The sequence below is a fragment of the Kitasatospora sp. NPDC018619 genome (assembly GCF_044391605.1).
In the GTDB taxonomy this organism is placed as follows: domain Bacteria; phylum Actinomycetota; class Actinomycetes; order Streptomycetales; family Streptomycetaceae; genus Kitasatospora.
Map to the genome: position 1 here is coordinate 1 of NZ_JBISAI010000033.1, position 19,887 is coordinate 19,887.

The 19,887-nt window shown below is 74.9% G+C and carries 17 protein-coding genes and 1 tRNA gene; 10 read left to right on the forward strand and 8 right to left on the reverse strand.

The features are described 5' to 3' along the window. Positions 1-344 precede the first annotated feature (344 nt). The gene (locus ACH5AR_RS32200; RefSeq protein ID WP_030288117.1) at positions 345-1,019 is read left to right on the forward strand and encodes a Crp/Fnr family transcriptional regulator; all 675 of its coding nucleotides are present in this window, start codon (positions 345-347) and stop codon (positions 1,017-1,019) included. 58 nt (positions 1,020-1,077) lie between these two features. Here the strand turns inward: ACH5AR_RS32200 and ACH5AR_RS32205 are convergent, their stop codons facing one another. From ACH5AR_RS32205 to ACH5AR_RS32225, 5 genes are all read right to left on the reverse strand, one after another. Next, on the reverse strand, positions 1,078-1,911 hold the full coding sequence (locus ACH5AR_RS32205) for an MBL fold metallo-hydrolase (RefSeq protein ID WP_396305067.1): 834 nt from the start codon (positions 1,909-1,911) through the stop codon (positions 1,078-1,080). Then, positions 1,908-2,081, reverse strand: a complete 174-nt coding sequence (locus ACH5AR_RS32210) for a hypothetical protein (protein ID WP_396305068.1) — start codon at positions 2,079-2,081, stop codon at positions 1,908-1,910. Before ACH5AR_RS32210 ends, ACH5AR_RS32205 begins: the two co-directional genes overlap by 4 nt. A gap of 57 nt (positions 2,082-2,138) precedes the next feature. Continuing rightward, a complete protein-coding gene (locus tag ACH5AR_RS32215; RefSeq protein WP_396305069.1) occupies positions 2,139-3,005 on the reverse strand; it encodes an NUDIX hydrolase in 867 nt (288 codons plus the stop codon). A gap of 115 nt (positions 3,006-3,120) precedes the next feature. Beyond that, positions 3,121-3,588: a RidA family protein gene (locus ACH5AR_RS32220; RefSeq protein ID WP_396305070.1), complete on the reverse strand. Its 468-nt coding sequence runs from the start codon at positions 3,586-3,588 to the stop codon at positions 3,121-3,123. After that, the gene (locus ACH5AR_RS32225; RefSeq protein WP_094743074.1) at positions 3,585-3,743 is read right to left on the reverse strand and encodes a DUF4177 domain-containing protein; all 159 of its coding nucleotides are present in this window, start codon (positions 3,741-3,743) and stop codon (positions 3,585-3,587) included. The genes ACH5AR_RS32220 and ACH5AR_RS32225 overlap by 4 nt, the downstream gene beginning before the upstream one ends. A 212-nt stretch (positions 3,744-3,955) precedes the next feature. On the opposite strand from ACH5AR_RS32225, the gene ACH5AR_RS32230 reads away from it, so the two are divergent. Together ACH5AR_RS32230 and ACH5AR_RS32235 are read left to right on the forward strand one after the other, a co-directional pair. Further along, positions 3,956-5,029, forward strand: coding sequence for an ArsA-related P-loop ATPase (locus ACH5AR_RS32230; RefSeq protein ID WP_396305071.1), 1,074 nt, complete (start codon positions 3,956-3,958; stop codon positions 5,027-5,029). Beyond that, positions 5,026-6,195, forward strand: a complete 1,170-nt coding sequence (locus ACH5AR_RS32235; RefSeq protein ID WP_396305072.1) for an ArsA family ATPase — start codon at positions 5,026-5,028, stop codon at positions 6,193-6,195. The genes ACH5AR_RS32230 and ACH5AR_RS32235 overlap by 4 nt, the downstream gene beginning before the upstream one ends. A 43-nt stretch (positions 6,196-6,238) precedes the next feature. Here ACH5AR_RS32235 and ACH5AR_RS32240 read toward each other — a convergent pair whose 3' ends face one another. Then, positions 6,239-6,562 (reverse strand): WhiB family transcriptional regulator, encoded by a 324-nt coding sequence (locus tag ACH5AR_RS32240; protein ID WP_033333275.1) that lies wholly within the window; start codon positions 6,560-6,562, stop codon positions 6,239-6,241. A 501-nt stretch (positions 6,563-7,063) separates the two neighbouring features. Between ACH5AR_RS32240 and ACH5AR_RS32245 the strand changes: the two genes are divergently transcribed. Further along, on the forward strand, positions 7,064-9,358 hold the full coding sequence (locus tag ACH5AR_RS32245; protein ID WP_396305073.1) for a transglycosylase domain-containing protein: 2,295 nt from the start codon (positions 7,064-7,066) through the stop codon (positions 9,356-9,358). 245 nt (positions 9,359-9,603) lie between these two features. Here the strand turns inward: ACH5AR_RS32245 and ACH5AR_RS32250 are convergent, their stop codons facing one another. After that, the gene (locus ACH5AR_RS32250) at positions 9,604-10,056 is read right to left on the reverse strand and encodes a GatB/YqeY domain-containing protein (RefSeq protein WP_396305074.1); all 453 of its coding nucleotides are present in this window, start codon (positions 10,054-10,056) and stop codon (positions 9,604-9,606) included. A gap of 838 nt (positions 10,057-10,894) precedes the next feature. Between ACH5AR_RS32250 and ACH5AR_RS32255 the strand changes: the two genes are divergently transcribed. From ACH5AR_RS32255 to ACH5AR_RS32270, 4 genes are all read left to right on the forward strand, one after another. Continuing rightward, positions 10,895-12,205, forward strand: a complete 1,311-nt coding sequence (locus ACH5AR_RS32255) for a helix-turn-helix domain-containing protein (protein ID WP_396305075.1) — start codon at positions 10,895-10,897, stop codon at positions 12,203-12,205. 102 nt (positions 12,206-12,307) lie between these two features. Continuing rightward, positions 12,308-13,018 (forward strand): CGNR zinc finger domain-containing protein, encoded by a 711-nt coding sequence (locus ACH5AR_RS32260; protein ID WP_396305076.1) that lies wholly within the window; start codon positions 12,308-12,310, stop codon positions 13,016-13,018. Beyond that, on the forward strand, positions 13,018-13,962 hold the full coding sequence (locus ACH5AR_RS32265; RefSeq protein ID WP_396305077.1) for a metallophosphoesterase: 945 nt from the start codon (positions 13,018-13,020) through the stop codon (positions 13,960-13,962). Before ACH5AR_RS32260 ends, ACH5AR_RS32265 begins: the two co-directional genes overlap by 1 nt. A gap of 99 nt (positions 13,963-14,061) precedes the next feature. Next, positions 14,062-14,135 (forward strand) — tRNA-Pro (locus ACH5AR_RS32270). A gap of 241 nt (positions 14,136-14,376) precedes the next feature. On the opposite strand, the gene ACH5AR_RS32275 is transcribed toward ACH5AR_RS32270, so the two are convergent. Then, positions 14,377-17,193, reverse strand: a complete 2,817-nt coding sequence (locus ACH5AR_RS32275; RefSeq protein ID WP_396305078.1) for an AAA family ATPase — start codon at positions 17,191-17,193, stop codon at positions 14,377-14,379. A gap of 211 nt (positions 17,194-17,404) precedes the next feature. On the opposite strand from ACH5AR_RS32275, the gene ACH5AR_RS32280 reads away from it, so the two are divergent. Both ACH5AR_RS32280 and ACH5AR_RS32285 read left to right on the forward strand, forming a co-directional pair. After that, the gene (locus ACH5AR_RS32280) at positions 17,405-17,782 is read left to right on the forward strand and encodes a nuclear transport factor 2 family protein (RefSeq protein WP_396305079.1); all 378 of its coding nucleotides are present in this window, start codon (positions 17,405-17,407) and stop codon (positions 17,780-17,782) included. 161 nt (positions 17,783-17,943) lie between these two features. Beyond that, positions 17,944-19,518 (forward strand): MFS transporter, encoded by a 1,575-nt coding sequence (locus ACH5AR_RS32285; RefSeq protein ID WP_396305080.1) that lies wholly within the window; start codon positions 17,944-17,946, stop codon positions 19,516-19,518. Positions 19,519-19,887: the final 369 nt, after the last annotated feature.

Sequence of the window (19,887 nt, forward strand, 5' to 3'; positions counted from 1 at the left end):
GCCCGTGTGCGCCTCACCAGCGGGATCGAGGTCACCGCTTACATCCCGGGCCCCCCGCCGTCCGCCGCGGCGCCGGCCCCGCACCGCCACGCCACCGCCGCCGCCACGCCGACGAATCCCTGTTCGGGCAGGGCGGACGGGCGTTCGCCGGACCGGTCCCGGAGGGCTTCCACCACCGGCCCCGGCCGGTGGCCCGCCGGTACGAATGGCCCCGCACGGCACCCCTCGGCACACCCCCTCCTCATATGATCGGAGCGACATGCGCCATGCTTGGTGACGCAGGACACTGAACGGAACTTGCGCCGGACGGCCCACCAGCCGTTCGGCCGAGAAGGAGGAAGCACGTGGACGACGTTCTGCGGCGCGCCGCACTCTTCGCGGCACTCGACGACGAACAGGCCGGCGAGCTGCGCGCTTCCATGACCGAGGTCACCCTCGCCCGTGGGGAGTCGCTGTTCCACGAGGGCGACCCGGGCGACCGGCTGTACGTCGTCGCCGAGGGCAAGGTCAAGCTGCACCGTGCCTCGCCGGACGGCCGCGAGAACATGCTGGCCGTGCTCGGCCCCAGCGAGATGATCGGCGAGCTGTCGCTGTTCGACCCGGGCCCGCGCACCGCCACCGCCAGCGCGCTGACCGAGGTCAAGCTGCTGGGCCTCGGCCACGGCGACCTCCAGCCCTGGCTGCACGCCCGCCCCGAGGTCTCCATCGCGCTGCTGAGGGCCATCGCCCGCCGTCTGCGCCGCACCAACGACGTGATGTCCGACCTGGTCTTCTCCGACGTGCCCGGCCGCGTCGCCAAGGCGCTGCTGGACCTCTCCCGCCGGTTCGGCGTGCAGTCCGAGGAGGGCATCCACGTCGCCCACGACCTCACCCAGGAGGAGCTGGCCCAGCTGGTCGGCGCCTCCCGCGAGACGGTCAACAAGGCGCTCGCCGACTTCGCCGGCCGCGGCTGGCTGAAGCTGGAGGCCCGCGCGGTGGTCCTGCTGGACGTCGAGCGGCTGTCGCGCCGATCGCGCTGACGCCCGCGAACGCGCAGGGGCCCGTCCGATCCGGACGGGCCCCTGCGCGTTCGCCGGATCAGTCGGACCCGGGGATCAGCCCGTGGCCCTCCAGGTACTCCAGCTGGGCCCGCACCGACAGCTCGGCGGCCGGCCACAGCGCCCGGTCCACGTCGGCGTACACCCGGGCCACCACCTGGGGCGCCGTCCGGCAGCCCGCCTCGACCGCCGTCTCCACCTGGGCGAGCCGGGCGGCCCGGTGGGCCAGGTAGTAGTCGACGGCGCCGAGCGCGTCCGCGAGCACCGGGCCGTGGCCCGGCAGCACGGTCCGCACGCCCTGGTGGGAGGCCATCGCGTGCAGCCGGCGCAGCGAGGCCAGGTAGTCGCCGAGCCGCCCGTCGGGGTGCGCGACCATCGTGGTGCCGCGGCCGAGCACGGTGTCCCCGGTGAGCACCGCGCCGTCGTCCGGCAGGTGGAAGGTCAGCGAGTCCGAGGTGTGCCCCGGGGTGGCCACCACCCGCAGGTCCAGGCCGCCGACGTCCAGGCGCTGGCCGCCCACCAGACCCTCCGAGCCCAGCCGGTGCGCCGGGTCCAGCGCCCGTACCTCGGTGCCGGTCAGCTCGGCGAAGCGGGCCGCGCCCTCGGAGTGGTCGGCGTGGCCGTGGGTGAGCAGGGTCAGCGCGATCCGCTTGCCCCGCTCCCGCGCGAGGTCGACCACCCGGCGCAGGTGGCCCTCGTGCAGCGGCCCCGGGTCGACCACCACCGCGAGGTCCGAGCCCGGCTCGGAGAGCAGCCAGGTGTTGGTGCCGTCCAGCGTCATCGGCGACGGGTTCGGGGCCAGCACGCACAGCGCCCGAGGGGTGGCCTCGCCGCCGACGACGGCGGCGGGGTCGCCCGGCAGGAGCCCGCTCACCGGCCGCCTCCGGTGTCCCGGTGCAGGGCCCGCGTCGGCAGCGCCCGGACGAGGGCGCGCGGGGCCGCCTCCTCGTACGGGGCCTGGCCGGCGCAGGCGGGCTCACGGGGCGTCAGGCGGCGGGCGGGCAACTCGGGTGCCGTCCGGCGCGCCACGTCGTCGTGGGTCATCGGGCGTCGGTCCTCTCTCTGCGTCGGTACGGGGCCGCGGGGCCGCTCGGTGAACGGTCAGGCCCCCGCGGGGAACTCCCCGTCGATGGTCAGCTCCTCGTAGCCGGGCCAGCGGACCGTCAGGCGGTCGCCGCGGACCTCGGCCCGGCCCAGCACCGGCGTCAGCGGGCGGTCCGCGGCCGCCGCCAGGGCCTCGGCGGCGGTGCGCACCGAGGACAGCTCGCGCAGCACCGTCACGGTCGGCGGCAGCATCCCGAAGCGGCCCTCCCGGTGCCCCCGTACCGCCTCGGCCGGGGCCAGCCAGGCGACCCGGTCGGCCTCGCCGACCTCCAGGGCGGCGCGCTGGCCGGCCGGCAGCGCGGCGACGAAGAACCAGGTGTCGTAGCGCCGTTCCTCGAACTCCGGGGTGATCCAGCGGGCCCAGCCGCCCAGCAGGTCGCTGCGCAGCACCAGTCCGTGGTCGCGGAGGAACTCCGCGAAGGACAGCCGGTGCGCCTCCAGCGCGGCCCGCTCGGCGGACCAGTCGCGGGGCGCCGCCACGCTGTCGGCGTCCGGGCCGGCCAGCAGCACGCCGGCCTCCTCGAAGGTCTCGCGGACGGCCGCGCAGACCACCGCCCGGGCGGTGCCGGCGTCCACGCCGAGCCGCCGCGCCCACTCCTCGGGCGCCGGCCCGGCCCAGCCCGGCTCGACCTCGGCGTCCCTGGGGTCCACCCCGCCGCCCGGGTAGGCGTACATCCCGGCCGCGAAGGCCATGGAGGTGCGCCGGCGCAGCAGGTAGGCCTCCGGCCCCCCGGCGGCGTCGCGCAGCAGCACGACGGTCGCGGCGGCCCTGGGCACCGGCGGGGTCACCGCGCCGGATGCGACCGCCCGGATCCGGGCGGGCCAACCGGGCGGCATCGGGAGCGTCGTCGCTCGATGGTCCATGCCCGGATGCTAGGGCGTGCCCGGCGATTCCCGCCAGGCTCCCCGGTCGGCCGGGCCCGCCCCGGCAGCACGGAGGCGGGGCCGGACGGTCCCGGCCCCGCCTCCCACGACAGGCTCAGGCGGCCTCGACGCGCACCACGAGCTCGACCTCGACGGGCGCGTCCAGCGGCAGCACCGCGACGCCGACGGCGCTGCGGGCGTGCACGCCGGCGTCGCCCAGCACCCGGCCGAGCAGCTCGCTGGCGCCGTTGACCACGGCCGGGACACCGATGAAGTCGGGGGCGGCGGCGACGAAGCCGACGACCTTGACGACCCGCTCGATCCGGTCGAGGTCACCGATCACCGACTTCACGGCGGCCAGCGCGTTCAGCGCGCAGATCTGCGCGAGGTCCTTGGCCTCCTCCGGGGAGACCTCGGCGCCGACCTTCCCGGTGGTCGGCAGCTTGCCGTCGACCACCGGGAGCTGGCCGGAGGTGAAGACGAGGTCGCCGGAGTGCACGGCCGGCACGTAGGCGGCGACCGGGGCGGCCACCGGCGGCAGGGTCAGGCCCAGCTCGGCGAGCTTCTCCTCGACCCTGCTCATGCGTTCTTCTCCCGCTTGAAGTAGGCCACCAGCTGCTCCGGGTTCGGGCCGGGCACGACCTGGACGAGCTCCCAGCCGTCCTCGCCGAAGTTGTCCAGGATCTGCTTGGTGGCGTGCACGAGCAGGGGCGCCGTCATGTATTCCCACTTGGTCATGGCCAGACTCTAGACGAGCCGCCGCGGCGATCCGCGCCGCCCGCCGCGAGGCGTGTGAGGTGGGGCACAAAGAGGGCATGATCGGGCCTGACGGCCCAGGTGCTCCGGGCATCCGGTGCGCTCCCTGGTTACGCTCGCGGGAGGGCACCCTGGTGAGGGGCACCCTCGTCAGGAGGGGACGCCCGTAGGACGGAGACGGACGGAGACGGAGCGTGGCACGCACCCCCGGCCAGGCGGCCCGGCGCGACCCCGACTGGGAGGGCGTCCGGCTGCACGTGGTCAGCGGCAAGGGCGGCACCGGGAAGACCACGCTGGCCGCGGCGCTGGCCCTGGCGCTCGCCGCCGACGGCGGGCGGGTGCTGCTGATCGAGGTCGAGGGCCGGCAGGGCATCGCCGAGCTGTTCGGGATCGCCGCGCTCCCCTACGAGGAGCGCCGGATCGCCTCGGTCTCCCGCGCCCAGCTGGGACTGCCGCCCGGCCCGGGCGGGCCCGGCGAGGTCTTCGCGCTGGCGATCGACACCGAGCTGGCGCTCCTGGAGTACCTGGAGATGTTCTACAAGCTCGGCCGGGCCGGGAAGGCGCTCCAGAAGGTCGGCTTCGTCGACTTCGCCACCACCATCGCGCCCGGCGTGCGGGACGTCCTGCTCACCGGCAAGGCCTGCGAGGCGACCAGGCGCAAGGACCAGGACGGGCGGCGGCGCTACGACGCGGTGGTGATGGACGCCCCGCCGACCGGGCGGCTGACCCGCTTCCTGAACGTCAACGCCGAGGTCGCCGGGCTGGCCCGGATCGGCCCGATACACACCCAGGCGCAGGCCGTGATGCGGGTGCTGAAGTCGCCGGAGACCGCGGTGCACCTGGTCACCCTGCTGGAGGAGATGCCGGTGCAGGAGACGGTCGACGGCATCGGGGAGCTGCGCGAGGCGCGGCTCCCGGTGGGCGGGGTGATGGTCAACATGGTCCGGCCGCCGGTGCTGGACGCGGCGGCGGTGGCCGCGGTGGACGGGGACCACCGCGAGGAGGTCGCCCTGGCGCTCGGGGAGGCCGGGCTCGGCGGCCGCAGCCGCACCGGGGAGAAGGTCCGGGCCGCGGTGGAGCCGCTGCTCGACCCGCTGCTGGAGCAGGCCAGGGAGCACGCCGAGCGGGTCGAGCTGGAACGCGCCCAGCGCGCCGACGTCCAGCAGCTGCGGCTCCCGACGTACGAACTGCCGCTGCTCGGCGAGGGCGTGGACCTCGGCGGGCTGTACCGGCTGGCGGGCGAACTGAAGCGGCAGGGGGCGGCATGACCTCGAACGGGGTGCGGAGCACCGGACGGCGGCTCGCGGTGGACGAGCTGATCGACGACCCGAAGACCAGGATCATCGTCTGCTGCGGCTCCGGCGGCGTCGGCAAGACCACCACCGCCGCGGCGCTCGGCCTGCGGGCGGCCGAGCGCGGCCGCAAGGTCGTGGTGCTGACCATCGACCCGGCCCGCCGGCTCGCCCAGTCGATGGGCCTGACCGAGCTGGACAACACCCCCCGGGTGGTCAAGGGGGTGAACGGCACCGGGGAGCTCCAGGCCATGATGCTGGACATGAAGCGGACCTTCGACGAGGTCGTGCTGGCCCACGCCGAGCCCGAACGGGCCAGGGCGATCATGGAGAACCCCTTCTACCAGTCCCTGTCGGCCGGCTTCGCGGGCACCCAGGAGTACATGGCGATGGAGAAGCTCGGGCAGCTGCGCGCCGCCGAGGAGTGGGACCTGATCGTCGTGGACACCCCGCCGTCCCGCTCGGCGCTGGACTTCCTGGACGCGCCCAACCGGCTCGGGTCCTTCCTGGACGGCCGGGTGATCCGGATCCTCACCGCCCCGGCCAAGGTCGGCGGGCGCAGCGCGATGCGCTTCCTCAACGCCGGGGTGGGGCTGCTGACCGGCACCCTGGGCAAGATCTTCGGCGCCCAGCTGCTCACCGACGTGCAGACCTTCGTCAGCGCGATGGACTCGATGTTCGGCGGCTTCCGGGAGCGCGCGGACCGCACGTACCAGCTGCTCAAGGCGCCGGGCACGGCGTTCCTGGTGGTGGCGGCACCGGAGCGGGACGCGCTGCGCGAGGCGGCGTACTTCGTGGACCGGCTGGCCGCGGACCGGATGCCGCTGGCGGGGCTGGTGCTCAACCGGGTGCACGGCACGGGCGCACCGCAGCTCACCGCGGAGCGGGCGCTGGCGGCCGCCGAGGCCCTGGAGGAGAACGGCTCGGAACACGCCTCGCCCGAGGCGGAGCTGCTCGCGGCGGGGCTGCTGCGGCTGCACGCCGAGCGGATGCAGATCCTGGGGCGCGAGCGCCGTACCCGCGACCGCTTCGTCTCGGTGTACCCGGACGTGCCGATCGTGGAGGTGCCGGCCCTGCCCGGGGACGTGCACGACCTGGCCGGACTGCGGGCCGTCGGGGACCGGCTCAACGGCGCGGCGTAGGGCCTGGGGGCCGACGGGCCCGGACCGCGCGGTGCGGCCGGGCTCAGCCCGCCTGGGCGTAGTCGGTCAGTATCACTCCGGTCGCGAGGGACTCCTCGTACTCGGTGCGTGCCGTCTCCAGCAGCCTCCGCCACGACATGACCGTCGGGCGGCGGCGCAGCAGCGCCCGGCGCTCGCGCTCCGTCATCCCGCCCCACACCCCGAACTCCACCCGGTTGTCCAGGGCGTCCGCGAGGCACTCCGTCCGGACGGGGCAGCCGCTGCACACCGCCTTCGCGCGGTTCTGCGCCGCCCCCTGGACGAACAGTTCGTCCGGATCACTCGTGCGACAGGCGGCCTGCGCACTCCAGTCGTCAACCCAGCCCATGCCGGCGCCGTCCTCTCCCGTATCGAGGCTCCCCCACGGCGGCAACGGCATATTCACCGTTGCCAGTTGAGGACGTTACGGAAGAACGACAGCTTGCAACAGCCCCTTCGGGCTCAATCTCGCATGACCCAATCGGACTATGGGTGGCCATCAGCTCACTCGTTGGAGTGATCGCAGGTCGCGCGCCTTGCCAAAGGCCAGGCCCCCACTCTCGCCGCAGGCGTCATCACGGAGTGCAACCGGCCACACGGGTACAGCAGGCCACAGCTGCCTCAAAACCCCGCCATCAACGGGCAATCCGGGCAAGTCTTGTCGCCCACAGGAGTGATGGATGTTGACGCACCGAAGCTGTCGCAAGCTTGTGACAAGCCTAGGCGAACACCTGCCCCGGTGTGCGGTAATCCGCGACGTAGGGTTCTCCTCATGGCACCGAAGCGCCCCCAGGCATCCCAGCCCCCAGGCAACACCGGAGCTCCGCGCGGCAGGAGCGGCGGATCACCGATGGAACACGCCGGCAACGGCGTGAAGTTCCTGGGCGTCAGCGTGCTCTCCGGAGTCCTTCTGGCCGGCCTCGCGCTGCCCGCCGTCGGCGCCATCGGGCTGACCGCCAAGGACACGGCGGAGAGCTTCGACAACATCTCGGACGACTTCAAGACCCCGCCGCTCACCCAGGCCACCCAGATCTTCGACGCCAAGGGCGGCCTGATCGCCAAGGTCTACGAGCGCGACCGCACCGTCATCACCGCCGACCAGATGTCGCCGTTCATGCGCCACGCCCAGGTCGACATCGAGGACGCCCGCTTCTACGAGCACGGCGCCGTCGACCTCAAGGGCGTGCTGCGCGCGATCAGCAAGAACGCCGAGAGCGGCACCGCCTCCCAGGGCGCCTCCACGCTGACCCAGCAGTACGTGAAGAACGTCAACGTGGAGAAGGCCGGGGACGACCAGGCGGCGGTCCTGGAGGCCCAGCGCAAGACCCTGGGCCGCAAGATCCAGGAGCTGAAGGTCGCCATCAAGCTGGAGGAGGACCTGTCCAAGGACCAGATCCTCACCAACTACCTCAACATCACCTTCTACGGCCACCAGGCCTACGGGGTGGAGGCGGCCTCCCAGCGCTACTTCAGCAAGAGCAACAAGGACCTGACCATCGCCGAGGCCGCCACCCTGGCCGGCATGGTGCAGAACCCGTCGTCCTACGACCCGGTGCGCTACCCCGAGAACACGGTCAAGCGCCGCAACGTCGTGATCGACAAGATGCTCGAGAACAAGCACATCACCCCCGAGCAGGCCCAGGAGGCCAAGGCCGCCCCGCTCGGGCTGAAGTACAAGGACCCGCAGAACGGCTGCATCACCGCCCAGGCCGGCATGGGCTTCTTCTGCGACTACGTCCGCCACGTGATCAAGCAGGACCCGGTCTTCGGCAAGAACGCCGACGAGCGCAAGAAGGTCTGGAACACCGGCGGCCTGAACATCTACACCACGCTGGACCCGGACAAGCAGGCCGCCGCCCAGAACGCCGTCACCAAGAAGGTCAACGTGACCGACCAGGTGTCGGCCGCCGCGACGATGATGGAGCCGGGCACGGGCAAGATCCTGGCGATGGCCCAGACCCGCCCGTACGGCCTGGACCCGAACAAGAACCAGACCGTCGTCAACCTCAACGTGGACGCCGCGATGGGCGGCGGCAACGGCTTCCAGACCGGTTCGACGTTCAAGCCGATCCTGGCCGCGGCCGCGCTGGAGTCGGGCATGTCGAACACCCAGGCGTTCCCGTCCGAGAACAAGATCGAGTACCCGCAGATGTCCACCTGCTCGGGCACCTGGAAGAACACCGTCAAGCCCAAGGAGACGGTGAAGAACGAGCAGGACAGCGAGGTCGGGCCGTACCAGCTGAAGGAGGCCATGGCCCGCTCGGTCAACACCTACTTCGTCCAGATGGAGCAGCAGGTCGGCCTCTGCGCGATGAAGCAGATGGCGAACAAGCTGGGGATCACCCAGTCCGCCAAGGGCGACGCCTTCCAGGAGGTGCCCTCGATGGTCCTCGGCACCCTGGAGCTCTCCCCGCTGACCATGGCGAACGTCTACGCGACCTTCGCGGCCCGGGGCAAGTACTGCACCCCGATCGCGATCAACAAGATCACCACGGTGGACGGCAAGGACGTCCCCGTCCCGCAGTCCCAGTGCAGCCAGGCCTTCTCCGAGCAGACCGCGGACTCGCTCAACGCCGTCCTGCTGAACGTGACGGAGAAGGGCACCGCGGCCGCGCTGACCATGGACGACGGCCGCAAGATCGCCGGCAAGACCGGGACCACCGACGAGAAGAAGGCCGCCTGGTTCAGCGGTTACACCCCGTCGCTGGCGACCGCGGTCTGGCTCGGCGGCCCGGCCGGCGGCGTCAAGATGAAGAACATCACCATCGGCGGCAAGTACTTCCCCGAGGTGTTCGGCGCCGACGGCCCCGGCCCGATCTGGGCGATGGCGATGAACCAGGCGCTCAAGGGCTCGCCGCTGGAGCCCATCCAGACCGCCAACATCCCGGACCCGCAGCCGGCCGCCCCCACCCCGGGCGCCACCCCGCCCGCCGACCCGAACGCCCAGCCGCCGGCGGGCAACCCTCCGCCGCCGCAGCAGGGCGGCGCGGCCGGTCAGCCCGGCGGTCAGCCCGGCGGTCAGCCCGGTGGCGGCCAGCCGGGCGGTCTGCCCGGCGGCCTGCCCGGCGGGTTCACCTTCCCGGCCTTCCCCGGGAACGGGAACGGGAACGGTGGCCGGCACGGCGGCGGCAACGGGAACGGCTGACCGGGCTTCCGGCTGACCGGCCCCGGCGGGTCGGCCTCGGCGGGCCTGGGGATCGGCGGATCGGCGGCGGGCCTGCGGGCCTGCGGCCGAGGAGCAGATGACGAAGGGGCGCCCTCCGTACGGGAGGGCGCCCCTTCGGCGTGCTGCCGGAGCCCGGCGGCGGGGTGGCGACGGGCAGCGGCGGGGCAGCGGTAGGGCGGCGGCGGGGTCGGGCCGGGGCGGCCTCCACCGCCGCTACAGCGGGGTCAGGCCAGCGCCGCCTTCACCGCGGCGGCGACCCGGCCGCCCTCGGCCAGACCGTCGACCTTGGGCTTCACCAGCTTCATGACGGCGCCCATCGCCTGCGGGCCGCTCGCGCCGCTCTCGGCCACGGCGGCCGCCACGATCGCGGCCAGCTCCTCGTCGGAGAGCTGCTTGGGCAGGTACGTCGCCAGCACCTCGCCCTCGGCCAGCTCCCGGGCCGCCTGCTCCGTCCGCCCAGCGGTCTGGAAGGCCTCGGCCGCCTCCCGGCGCTTCTTCGCCTCGCGGCCGATCACCTTGAGCACGTCGGCGTCGGACAGCTCGCGCTTCTGCTTGCCCGCCACCTCCTCGCTGGTGACGGCGGACAGCGTCAGCCGGATGGTGGACGCGCGCAGTTCGTCGCGGTCCCTGATGGCAGCCGTGAGGTCTTCTTGCAGTTGCTCCTTGAGCGTTGTCATTTCCTCTTCTTATCCTTCGGCTGTGGGTGGGCTCAACCGGTTTCCCGTCGGCGTCCACCGGGGTTTCCGCAGTTGAACGAGTATCTCCCGAACTCCCGACCACCCTCGCCGCTTGTCACCCGGGCCGCCGTACGGACCGCGGCCACCGGGTGCCCGCGGCCTCGGCGCCGGCGGCGGCGCCAGGGTTCCGGGGTGGCCCGGAGCGGCCCCGGGGTGGCCCCGGGGTGGTCCCGGAGCGGCCCCGGAGCGGACCGGACCGGAGGCCGGAGCGTGCTCCAGGCCGCAGCCCGGACCGTGCACCATGTCGAATCCGTGAACAGTCGATGGCCCGGACCGGGAAACCGGCGGCGGGATTCGGCCACCGTGGCCGATAACGTCCGGACAATCTCGGTCGAAATGCCGAGAATTTCCGGATCCGGAGCGAAGTTGCCGGTACCGGAGGGGCAAATCGAACGTTGCGACTGCTTCTTCGAAAATACTCCGCGTAGTACACTCGTTCGCGCATCGCCGGAGCGGCCCGAAGACGGCGGCACCTCACCGACGAATCATCATCGAATCCCCATCGAATCACCGCCGAAGGTCGCTCCGAGCAGCTGCGGTAAACCGTCATCAGTCCTCGATTCATTATTCCACAGCACTGACCCACTGCCGCCCGGACGCCTCGCGGCCCCGCCGCCTCGCACCCCGGGCGCCTTGCGGCCGCTGCCCGGTGCGGGCGCTCACGCCCGTGCTCCAGCCGGACGGCCGGCCGCGCCGCCTGGCGGAGTGATGGGCGCCGCACGGCGGTGCATCGAGTTCTGACTTTTATTCTGCTCACGACGGCAGGAAGCGCGGGGGAATGGACAACAATCAGCTTCGCTCGATGTTGGTGACCCAACGGAAGATGGTCGGATGGAGCCAGGAGCAATTAGCCGAGCACTCCACCGTCAGCGTCCGCACCATTCGCAACCTGGAAACCGGCGCCATCAAGAACCCGCGGCGCAGTTCGGTGGAACTCCTGGTGGGGGCGCTGTTCTCCGCGGCGACCAGCCGGGAGGACCCGCTGCTCTCCCGGGCCGTCCGGGCGGGCGGGCCGGCCGGGCTGCTGCCCGCCCGCCCCGACCCGGAGCCGTCGACGCGCGTCACCGTGCTCCCGGAGAACGCCCGGTGGCAGGGCCTGCGGCCCAAGACGGACAGCACCGTCGGCCGCCAGGCCGACCTGCTGCACGTCGTGACGGCGCTGCGGCCGGGCCGTCCGCTGGTGCTCACCGGTCCGGCCGGGGTCGGCAAGACCCGGCTGGCGCTGGACGCGGCCGCCCACCTGCTGGACCGCTTCCGGGACGGCGTCGTGGTCCTGGAGCTCGGCTCGGTCACCCCCGAGGGCGTCGACCCGGCGGCCGCCGCGACCGAGGCCCAGCGCGCGCTCGACAGCCTCTTCCGGGGCCTCGACCGCGACCCGAGGACCAACCCCGAGCTGCGGATGCTGCTGGTCGTCGACAACGCCGAGCACGTCATCGACACGGTGGCCCGGCAGGTCAGGGCGCTGCTGGCCCGGCACCCCGCGCTCCACATCATGATCACCTCGCTGCGGGCGCCCGCCGGCGTCCCGGCCGACCTGTGGGAGGTCTCGCCGCTGTCGGTCGACCACCCGGACGGCCCGTACGGCTGCCCGCCCGCCGCCGAACTGTTCTGCCGGCGGGTGCACTCGGTCGTCCCGACCCTCGACCTCGGCGACCAGATGCCGCAGGTGGTCGAGGTCTGCCGACGCCTCGGCGGCCTGGCGCTCGCGATCGAGAACGCCGCCGTACGGATGCGCTCGGTGCCCCTGCACGTCCTGGTGGACGAGTGCCGGGTGCTCCCGATCCTCGGCCAGGAGGAGGTCGGGGGGCTCTCCCACCACCGCTCCCTGCACCGCAGCCTCGCCTGGGCGTACGGGCTGCTCGACGAACGGCAGCGCCGGGCGCTCAGACGGCTCGCGCGGTTCCCCGAGGAGTTCTCCATCGACGACGTCCGGCGGGAGCCGGTCGACGGCGGCCGGGAGCCCTCCCGCAACCTCGACGTACTGGCCGAACTGGTCGACTTCTCCGTCGTCCAGGTGAAGCGCGGCCACCAGTACGCGTACCGGGTCCCCCGGATGATGCGGGAGTACGTCAACGCCATCCCGGCCTGAGCCGGGCGCCGGCCCGGGGTGCGGCGCCCCGGGCCTGCGGGCGCACCGCTGCGGACCCTGATCCGGTAACCCCTTGAGCCGGTTACTCCTATCCTGGGCCGCATGACCGACGCAGACGACGCGGCTCCCGGAGGCCCCGCCCCCGCCGCCCCGCCCGGGCTGGTCCTCACCACCCCCGCCGGCGGCCGCTTCCACTTCGACCCCGGCGCCCTCTGCCTGGAGCTGCTCACCACCGGCGGCCCCGGCCCGTACGCCCGGTACGAGGTGCTGCACCGGCCCGCGGACCTCGCCGCCTGGCTGGCACCGTCCCGGCTGCGGCTGCCCGCCGACGCGGTGCGGATCACCCCCGCCCACCTCGCCGCCGCCCGCACCCTGCGCGACGCCCTGTGGCGCCTGGCCGCCGCCCGCGCCCACGGCGTCCCGGGCGGGCCCGCGGACCACGCCGTCCTCAACCGGGCCGCCGAGCACCCGCCGCTGGTCCCCCGGATCGCCCCGGACGGCACCGCCGCCGCCCCGCTGCCCGCCGACGGCGCCCAGCTGGTCTCCACCCTCGCCCGGGACGCCATCGCCCTGCTCACCGGCCCGCACGCGGACCGGATCCGGGAGTGCGGCGCGCACGACTGCCAGCTGATCTTCGTCGACACCTCCCGGCCCGGCCGGCGCCGCTGGTGCTCGATGGAGCGCTGCGGCAACCGCCACAAGGTCCGTGCCCTGCGCGCCCGCAGGGAGTCCGAGGACGCCCCGCCGACCGCCCGCGCCACCGCCGGCTCCGGGCGTGCGCGGGCTGACCGACCGTCTGAGAGCATGGCCTGATGCGACCGCTGTACTCCGTTCCCCTCGGCATCGCCGCCACCGGCGCCGCCTGTCTCGCCTACTCCGTCGGGTACGAGGTCCGGGCCTTCCGCCTCCGCCGGATCGAGGTCCCCGTCCTCCCGCGCGGCGCCCGCCCGATCCGGGTCCTCCAGGTGTCCGACATCCACATGGTGAGCGGGCAGGGCAAGAAGCAGCGCTGGCTGAAGAGCCTGGCCGGGCTGCGCCCCGACCTGGTGGTCAACACCGGCGACAACCTCTCCGACCCGCTCGGCGTCCCCGCCACCCTCGACGCGCTCGGCCCCCTCATGGACTTCCCGGGCGTCTACGTCTTCGGCTCCAACGACTACTACGGCCCGGCCCGCAAGAACCCGGCCCGCTACCTCCAGGCCATGCGCAGCGGCGCCCACGGCATGAACAACCCGGACGGCACCGCCCGCCGCGGCATCACCGGCGCCGTCCACAACCCGTGGGAGAAGCTCCGCGACGGCTTCGACGCGGCCGGGTGGCTCGACCTCACCAACGCCCGCGGCCGGCTCACCGTGAACGGGCTCGACCTGGAGTTCACCGGCCTCGACGACCCGCACATCCGCCGCGACCGCTACAGCGAGGTCACCGGCGGCCCGTCCGCCGACGCCGACCTCTCCCTCGCCGTCGTCCACGCGCCCTACCTGCGCGTCCTCGACGCCTTCACCGCCGACCGCTACCCGCTGATCCTGGCCGGCCACACCCACGGCGGCCAGCTGTGCATCCCCTTCTACGGCGCGCTGGTCACCAACTGCGACATCGACACCCGCCGGGTCAAGGGCCTCTCCACCCACACCGCCGGCGGCCACCGCTCCTACCTCCACGTCTCGGCCGGCTGCGGCACCAACCGCTACACCCCCGTCCGCTTCGCCTGCCCGCCCGAGGCCACCCTCCTCACCCTCACCCCGGCCCCCCGCTGACCCCACCGGACGCCCGCTCGAAACCGGATTTCGTGTCTCGGCGAGCGTCCGGTAGAGTTCTACTCGTCGCGAAGGAGACGGAGCGACAAACCGCAAGACCGGGGTGTGGCGCAGCTTGGTAGCGCGCTTCGTTCGGGACGAAGAGGCCGTGGGTTCAAATCCCGCCACCCCGACCCAGTACAGAGGGCCTGCCGGAGAAGTCCGGCAGGCCCTCTGTCGTTGTATGCGCCGGACCGGGTGACCTCGTCTCAGGCGACGGGCGGGCCCGCCCGGCCGGACGCCGTGTCGCGGCGGTGGGCCCGTGGGGACGACCCGGGCGCCCGTGGGCCGACGGTGTGCGGGCGGCCGTGCGACGCCAGAGCCCAATCCCTGCACCGGCCCGCCGGGTTGCCCGCGGGGCGCTACGGGGTGGGGTCAGAGGGTGGTGGGGAGGTCGGTGCGGGAGGTGATGTTGAGCTTGGGGTAGGCCTTGTAGAGGTGGTGGGCGACGGTGCGGGGGCTGAGGAAGAGCTGGGCGGCGATGTCGCGGTTGGTGAGGCCCCGGGCGGCGAGGCGGGCGATCTGGAGCTCCTGGGGCGTGAGGGGGGTCTGCGGGGGGCCGGCGGGGGTGGCCGGGGCGGGGGCCGGGGTGCCGGTGGCGGAGAGTTCGGTGCGGGCGCGGTCGGCCCAGGGGTGGGCGGCGAGGCGGTCGAAGGTCTCCAGGGCGGCGCGCAGGTGGGGGCGGGCGTCGGTGCGGCGGCGGGTGCGGCGCAGCCATTCGCCGTAGAGCAGGGCGGTGCGGGCCTGTTCGAAGGGGCGGTGGGCCGTTTCGTGGTGGGCGAGGGCGGCGCGGTAGGAGGCCTCGGCGAGTTCGTCGGGGCCGAGCAGGGCCTGGCAGCGCAGGCGCAGGGCCTCCGCCCAGGGGCGGTCGGCGGCGGCCGTCCAGCGGGCGAAGCGTTCGTAGGCCTCGGCGGCGCGGTCCGGGGCGCCGAGGCGGACGGCGGCCTCGACCAGGTCGGGCACGGCGCGGGTGGCGCTGACGTGGTGGCGGTGCGGGCCGCTGGTGAGGGTGTGCAGCCGGTCGACGGCAGCGCCGGCACGGCCCTGGCCGAGGTCGAGCAGGGCGAGCGCCCACTGGGCCCAGGGCAGTCCGGCGGCGGGCGCGGCGCTCTGCGGGCCGGTGGTGGCGAGGGCCGTCGCGGCGAGGTCGGCGCAGCGGTCGGCGCGGCCGTCGAGTGCGGCCAGGAGGGCGAGCAGCGCGGCGAGTTGGCTGACCCACTGGTGCTGGCCGGTGTCCCGGGCGAGGTCGAGGCCCTCGGTGGCGGTGAGTTCGGCGTCGCGGTGGCGGCCGTGGAAGAGTTCGGCCTCGGCCAGGAAGAACTGCAGGGTGGGCATCACGCCGACGGTGCCCTTGGCGCGGGCCTCGGCGGCGAGTTCGTGGGCGAGCTCGGCGGTCTCCTCGTCGCGTCCGAGGACCAGGGTGGCGCCGCACAGCTGGACCAGGTCCACCGGGCTCTCGGCCCCGGCCCGGCGGGCGGCCTCGGCGGCCTCCCGGACGGGCGGCAGCGGCCCGGCGGGCCGGCCGAGGGCGGGCAGGACGGCCGCGGGCAGATGGCGGGCGACCGGGGCGAGGGGGTCGTCGGCGGCGAGCGGCAGGGCGGCCAGGCGGTCCAGGACGGCGGCCACCGGCTCCTCCCCCGCGTACCAGGCGGCGTGAAAGGCCTGGAGCAGCATCCGGGCGGCGTACGGCGGGTCGATGGCGGTGCCGGCGGCGTCGAGCAGCAGCCGGTGGGCGGTCGGGTACGCGCCGCGCCAGAAGTGCGCGGTGGCCCGGACCTGGTCGAGCAGGGCGTGCGCCAGGACGTCGTCGGTGCGGCCGGCCACCTCGTCGGCGAGCACCTCGGCCCGCGCCAACTCGCCTTCCTCCGTGGCGGCTTCGGCGGCGAGGACGAGCCGGCGGGTGGCGCCGTCGCGGTCCGGGGTGAGCCGGGCGGCGCGCTCGTACGCGGCGGCGCCGCCGTGGCCGCCGTGGCGCCCGGCGCGGACGGCGGTCCGTTCCAGGGCGTCGGCGAGGCCGGCGTCGGGGCCGGTGGCGGCGAGGGCGAGGTGCCAGGTGCGGCGGTCGCCGTCCGGCAGCGCCCGGGCGACCGCCCGGTGGGCCGCCGTCCGCTGGTGGTGCGGGGCCCGTTGGAGGATCGCGGAGCGCAGCAGCGGGTGCCGGAAGGCGATCCGGCGGTCGGCCGTGACCGTCACCAGGCCGGACTCCTCGGCGGGTGCGAGGTGTTCGGCGGCGGCCCCGAGGGCGGCCGCGGCGGCCAGGACGGTGTCCAGGGCCCCGGCCTCCTCGGTGGCGGCGACCAGCAGCAGCGTCTGGGTGGCTGCGGGCAGGCCGGTGACCTGGCCGTGGAAGGCGATCAGCAGCCGGCTGGTGAGCGGCAGGCCGGTGCCCGGCGCGGACGGCTGCGGCCCGGCGGCGACCGGGAGTTCGGTGAGCGCGAGGGGGTTCCCGGCCGCCTCGGCGAGCAGCCGGTCGCGGACGGCGGACGGCAGGTCGGGGCCGACCCGTCGGGCCAGCAGCCGGGCGGCGTCGGCCTCGGCCAGGCCGGTCACCTGCCGCTCGGGCAGGCCGAGTGGGCGCTCCGCCGGGCCGTCGCCGACCCCGGACGGGCCACCGGTGCGGGCGGCGAGCAACAGGACGACCGGTTCGGCCCGCAGCCGCCGGGCGGCCAGCAGCAGCGCCTCCAGTGAGGCCCGGTCCAGCCACTGCACGTCGTCCATGACGCACAACAGCGGGCGTTCGGTGGCGAGTTCGGCGAGCAGCCCGAGCGTGGCGAGCCCGACCAGCAGCCGGTCGACGCGCCGCCCTCCGACCGCGGACGGGTCGTGGGCCCCGGGGGCCCCACCATCGGCGGGCCCACCCCCGGCCCGAACGCCCCCGGCAGGACCGTCCTCGGCGAGCCCGAACGCCGCCTCCAGCGCCCGCCGTTGCGGCCCCGGCAGGGCGTCCAGCCGGTCCAGACCGGGCACGAGCAGCAGGCTCAGCCCGGCGTACGGCAGCTCGGCCTCGTACTCGACGCCGGCCGCCCGGATCACCCGGAACCCCTCCCCGGCCCGCGCCACGGCATCGTCCAGCAGCGCGGTCTTGCCGATGCCGGCCTCGCCGCGGAGCAGCAGGACGCCACTGCGGCCGGCTCGCGCGCCGTCCAACAGTCCGTCCACGGCGGCCTGTTCGCCTTCCCTCCCGTACAGCATCCCCCGACCCTACCCAGTCGGGCCGCACCCCGGCGCCCACCGCCCCCGGCCCGCCCCCGGCCCGCCGCCGGCGCCGGTGCCGGTACACCTCCGCGCAGGCTACGTACCCCCGTACCGATACGTGACGGATTCGCCGCCCGCCGCCCGTCCCTACCGTGGTGAGCACCGGGAACGGCCCGGCCAAACACCCACCGGAACACGGGAGATGACGATGACCGAGCACACCACCGGCGCCCTCCAGCAGCTCGCCGAGCGCTACCTCGCGGTGTGGAACGAGACCGACCCGGCGGCGCGCCGCAAGCTGGTCGACGAGGTGTGGGCCGAGGACGGCCGCTACACCGACCCGCTGGCCGCCGTCGTCGGCCGGGAGGCGATCGACGCGCTGATCGGCGCCGCCCAGGCGCAGTTCGCGGGGCTGGAGTTCACCCTCGGCCCGGTGGACGCCCACCACGACGTCGCCCGCTTCACCTGGAACCTCGGCCCGGCCGGCGCGGAGCCGGTGGTGATCGGGTTCGACGTGCTGGCCGCCACCCCGGACGGCCGGATCGGCGCGGTGTACGGCTTCCTCGACCGCGTCCCGGCCGCCTGAGCCCCCGGCCCGCCGCCGCCCCTGCCGAGGGGCGGGCGCTCCCACCCGCGGCCCACCCGCATCCCGTCCGCGCTCCCACCTGCGGCCCCACCCGCGGCCCCGCGGCCCCGCGGCGCCCCGCCCCCGGCACCGGCCACCGACCCCTCCGAGGAGAGCCCGAGATGAGCACCGCCCTGAACGGCCGACGGCCCACCCCGGCCGCACCCGAGGCGACAGCGACGACAGCGCCCGCACCAGCACCAGCGCCGAAGGCCCCCAAGGGGCTGCTGCCCGTCCTGCTGACCGCCACCTTCATGACCGCCCTCGACATCTTCGTCGTCAACGTCGCCCTCCCCTCCCTCCAGGGCGAACTCCGCGCCGGCCCGGCCGCCGTCCAGTGGGTGATGGCCGGCTTCAGCCTGGCCCTCGCGGCCGGCCTGGTCACCGCCGGGCGCCTCGGCGACCGGTACGGCCGCCGCCGGGTCTTCGGGCTGGGCCTGGCCCTCTTCACCCTCTCCTCCGCGGCGTGCGGCCTCGCCCCCACGGCGGCCGCGCTGGTCGCCGCCCGGGTGGCGCAGGGCCTGTCGGCGGCGCTGATGGGCCCGCAGGTGCTGGCGATCCTGCGGACCGCGTTCAGCGGCGCCGCCCAGGCCCGGGCCTTCGCCCGGTACGGGCTGACCATGGGCGTCGGCGCGGTGTTCGGCCAGCTGATCGGCGGGCTCCTGATCCGCGCCGACCTCTTCGGCCTCGGCTGGCGCAGCTGCTTCCTGGTCAACCTGCCGATCGGCCTGGCCGCGCTGCTGCTGGTCCGCCGCAGCCTCCCGGAGTCCCGCGCGCCGCGGCGGCCGGGTCTGGACCCGGTCGGCGTGCTGCTGGTCACCGCCGCGCTGACCGGCCTGGTGCTGCCGCTGATCCAGGGGCCCCAGCTGGGCTGGCCGCTGTGGACCGTGCTCTGCCTGGGCGCCTCGCTCGCCCTGCTGGCCGTCTTCGCCGTGCACCAGCACCACGCCTCCGCCCGCACCGCCTCCGCCCCCGCCCGCACCGCCCCCGCCCCCAACGCCCCCGCCCCCAACGCCTCCGCCCCCAACGCCCCCGCCCGTACCGCCTCCGCCCCCGGCTCCGCCACCCCGCTCGTCGACACCCGGCTCTTCCGCAGCCGCTCCTTCAGCGCCGGGCTGCTCGCCCAGCTCGCCTTCTGGCTCGGCCAGGGCTCCTTCTTCCTGGTCCTCGCCCTGCACCTCCAGTTCGGCCGCGGCCTGGACGCGCTCGGCGCCGGGCTGGTCTTCACCGCGATCGGCCTGGGCTACCTGGTCACCTCCCACACCACCCACCGCGTCACCGCCCGCCTCGGCGAGCGCCGCACCGTCGCCGTCGGCGGGCTGCTGATGGCCCTCGGCCTCGGCCTGCTGGCCCTGACCGCCTACGGCACCCCGGTCGGCGGTCCGGGCGGCGGCGCCTGGTGGCTGGCACCCGGGCTGTTCGTGGACGGCCTCGGCATGGGCCTGGTGATCGCCCCGGTGACCTCGGTGGTCCTGGCCGGTGTCGAGCCCGGGCTGGCCGGCTCGGCGGCCGGGGTGGTGTCCACCGTGCAGCAGGTCGGCGGGGCGCTCGGGATCGCGCTGATCGGCCTGGTCTACTACGGCGCCGACGACCCGACCGCCGCCTTCGGGCGCAGCGTCCTGGCCCTGGCGGTGCTGGAGCTGGTGCTCGTGGGCCTGGTCCGGTTCCTCCCGCCCGGAGCGCCGCGCCAGGGGTGACCCGGGCGCCCGGGCACTACCGGGCACGGCCACCGGCACGCCCCGCCGCCCGGTCCGGACCCGGAGAACCCCGGGCCCGGACCGGGCGTTCGCGGACGCCCCTGGCCGCGCCCCCGGCGCCTCGCCCCACCGGAACCCGCCCGCGCGCCCCACCGGAACCCGCCCGAAGCCCGCCCGCGCCCCACCGGAACCCGCCCGCGCCCCACCGGAACCCGCCCGAAGCCCGCCCGCACCCCACCGGAACCCACCGGAACCCCGCCCGCGCCCCACCGGAACCCGCCCGAACCCCGCCCGCGCCCCACCGGAACCCGCCCGAACCCCGCCCGCACCCCACCGGAACCCACCGGAACCCCGCCCGCTCCCCACCGG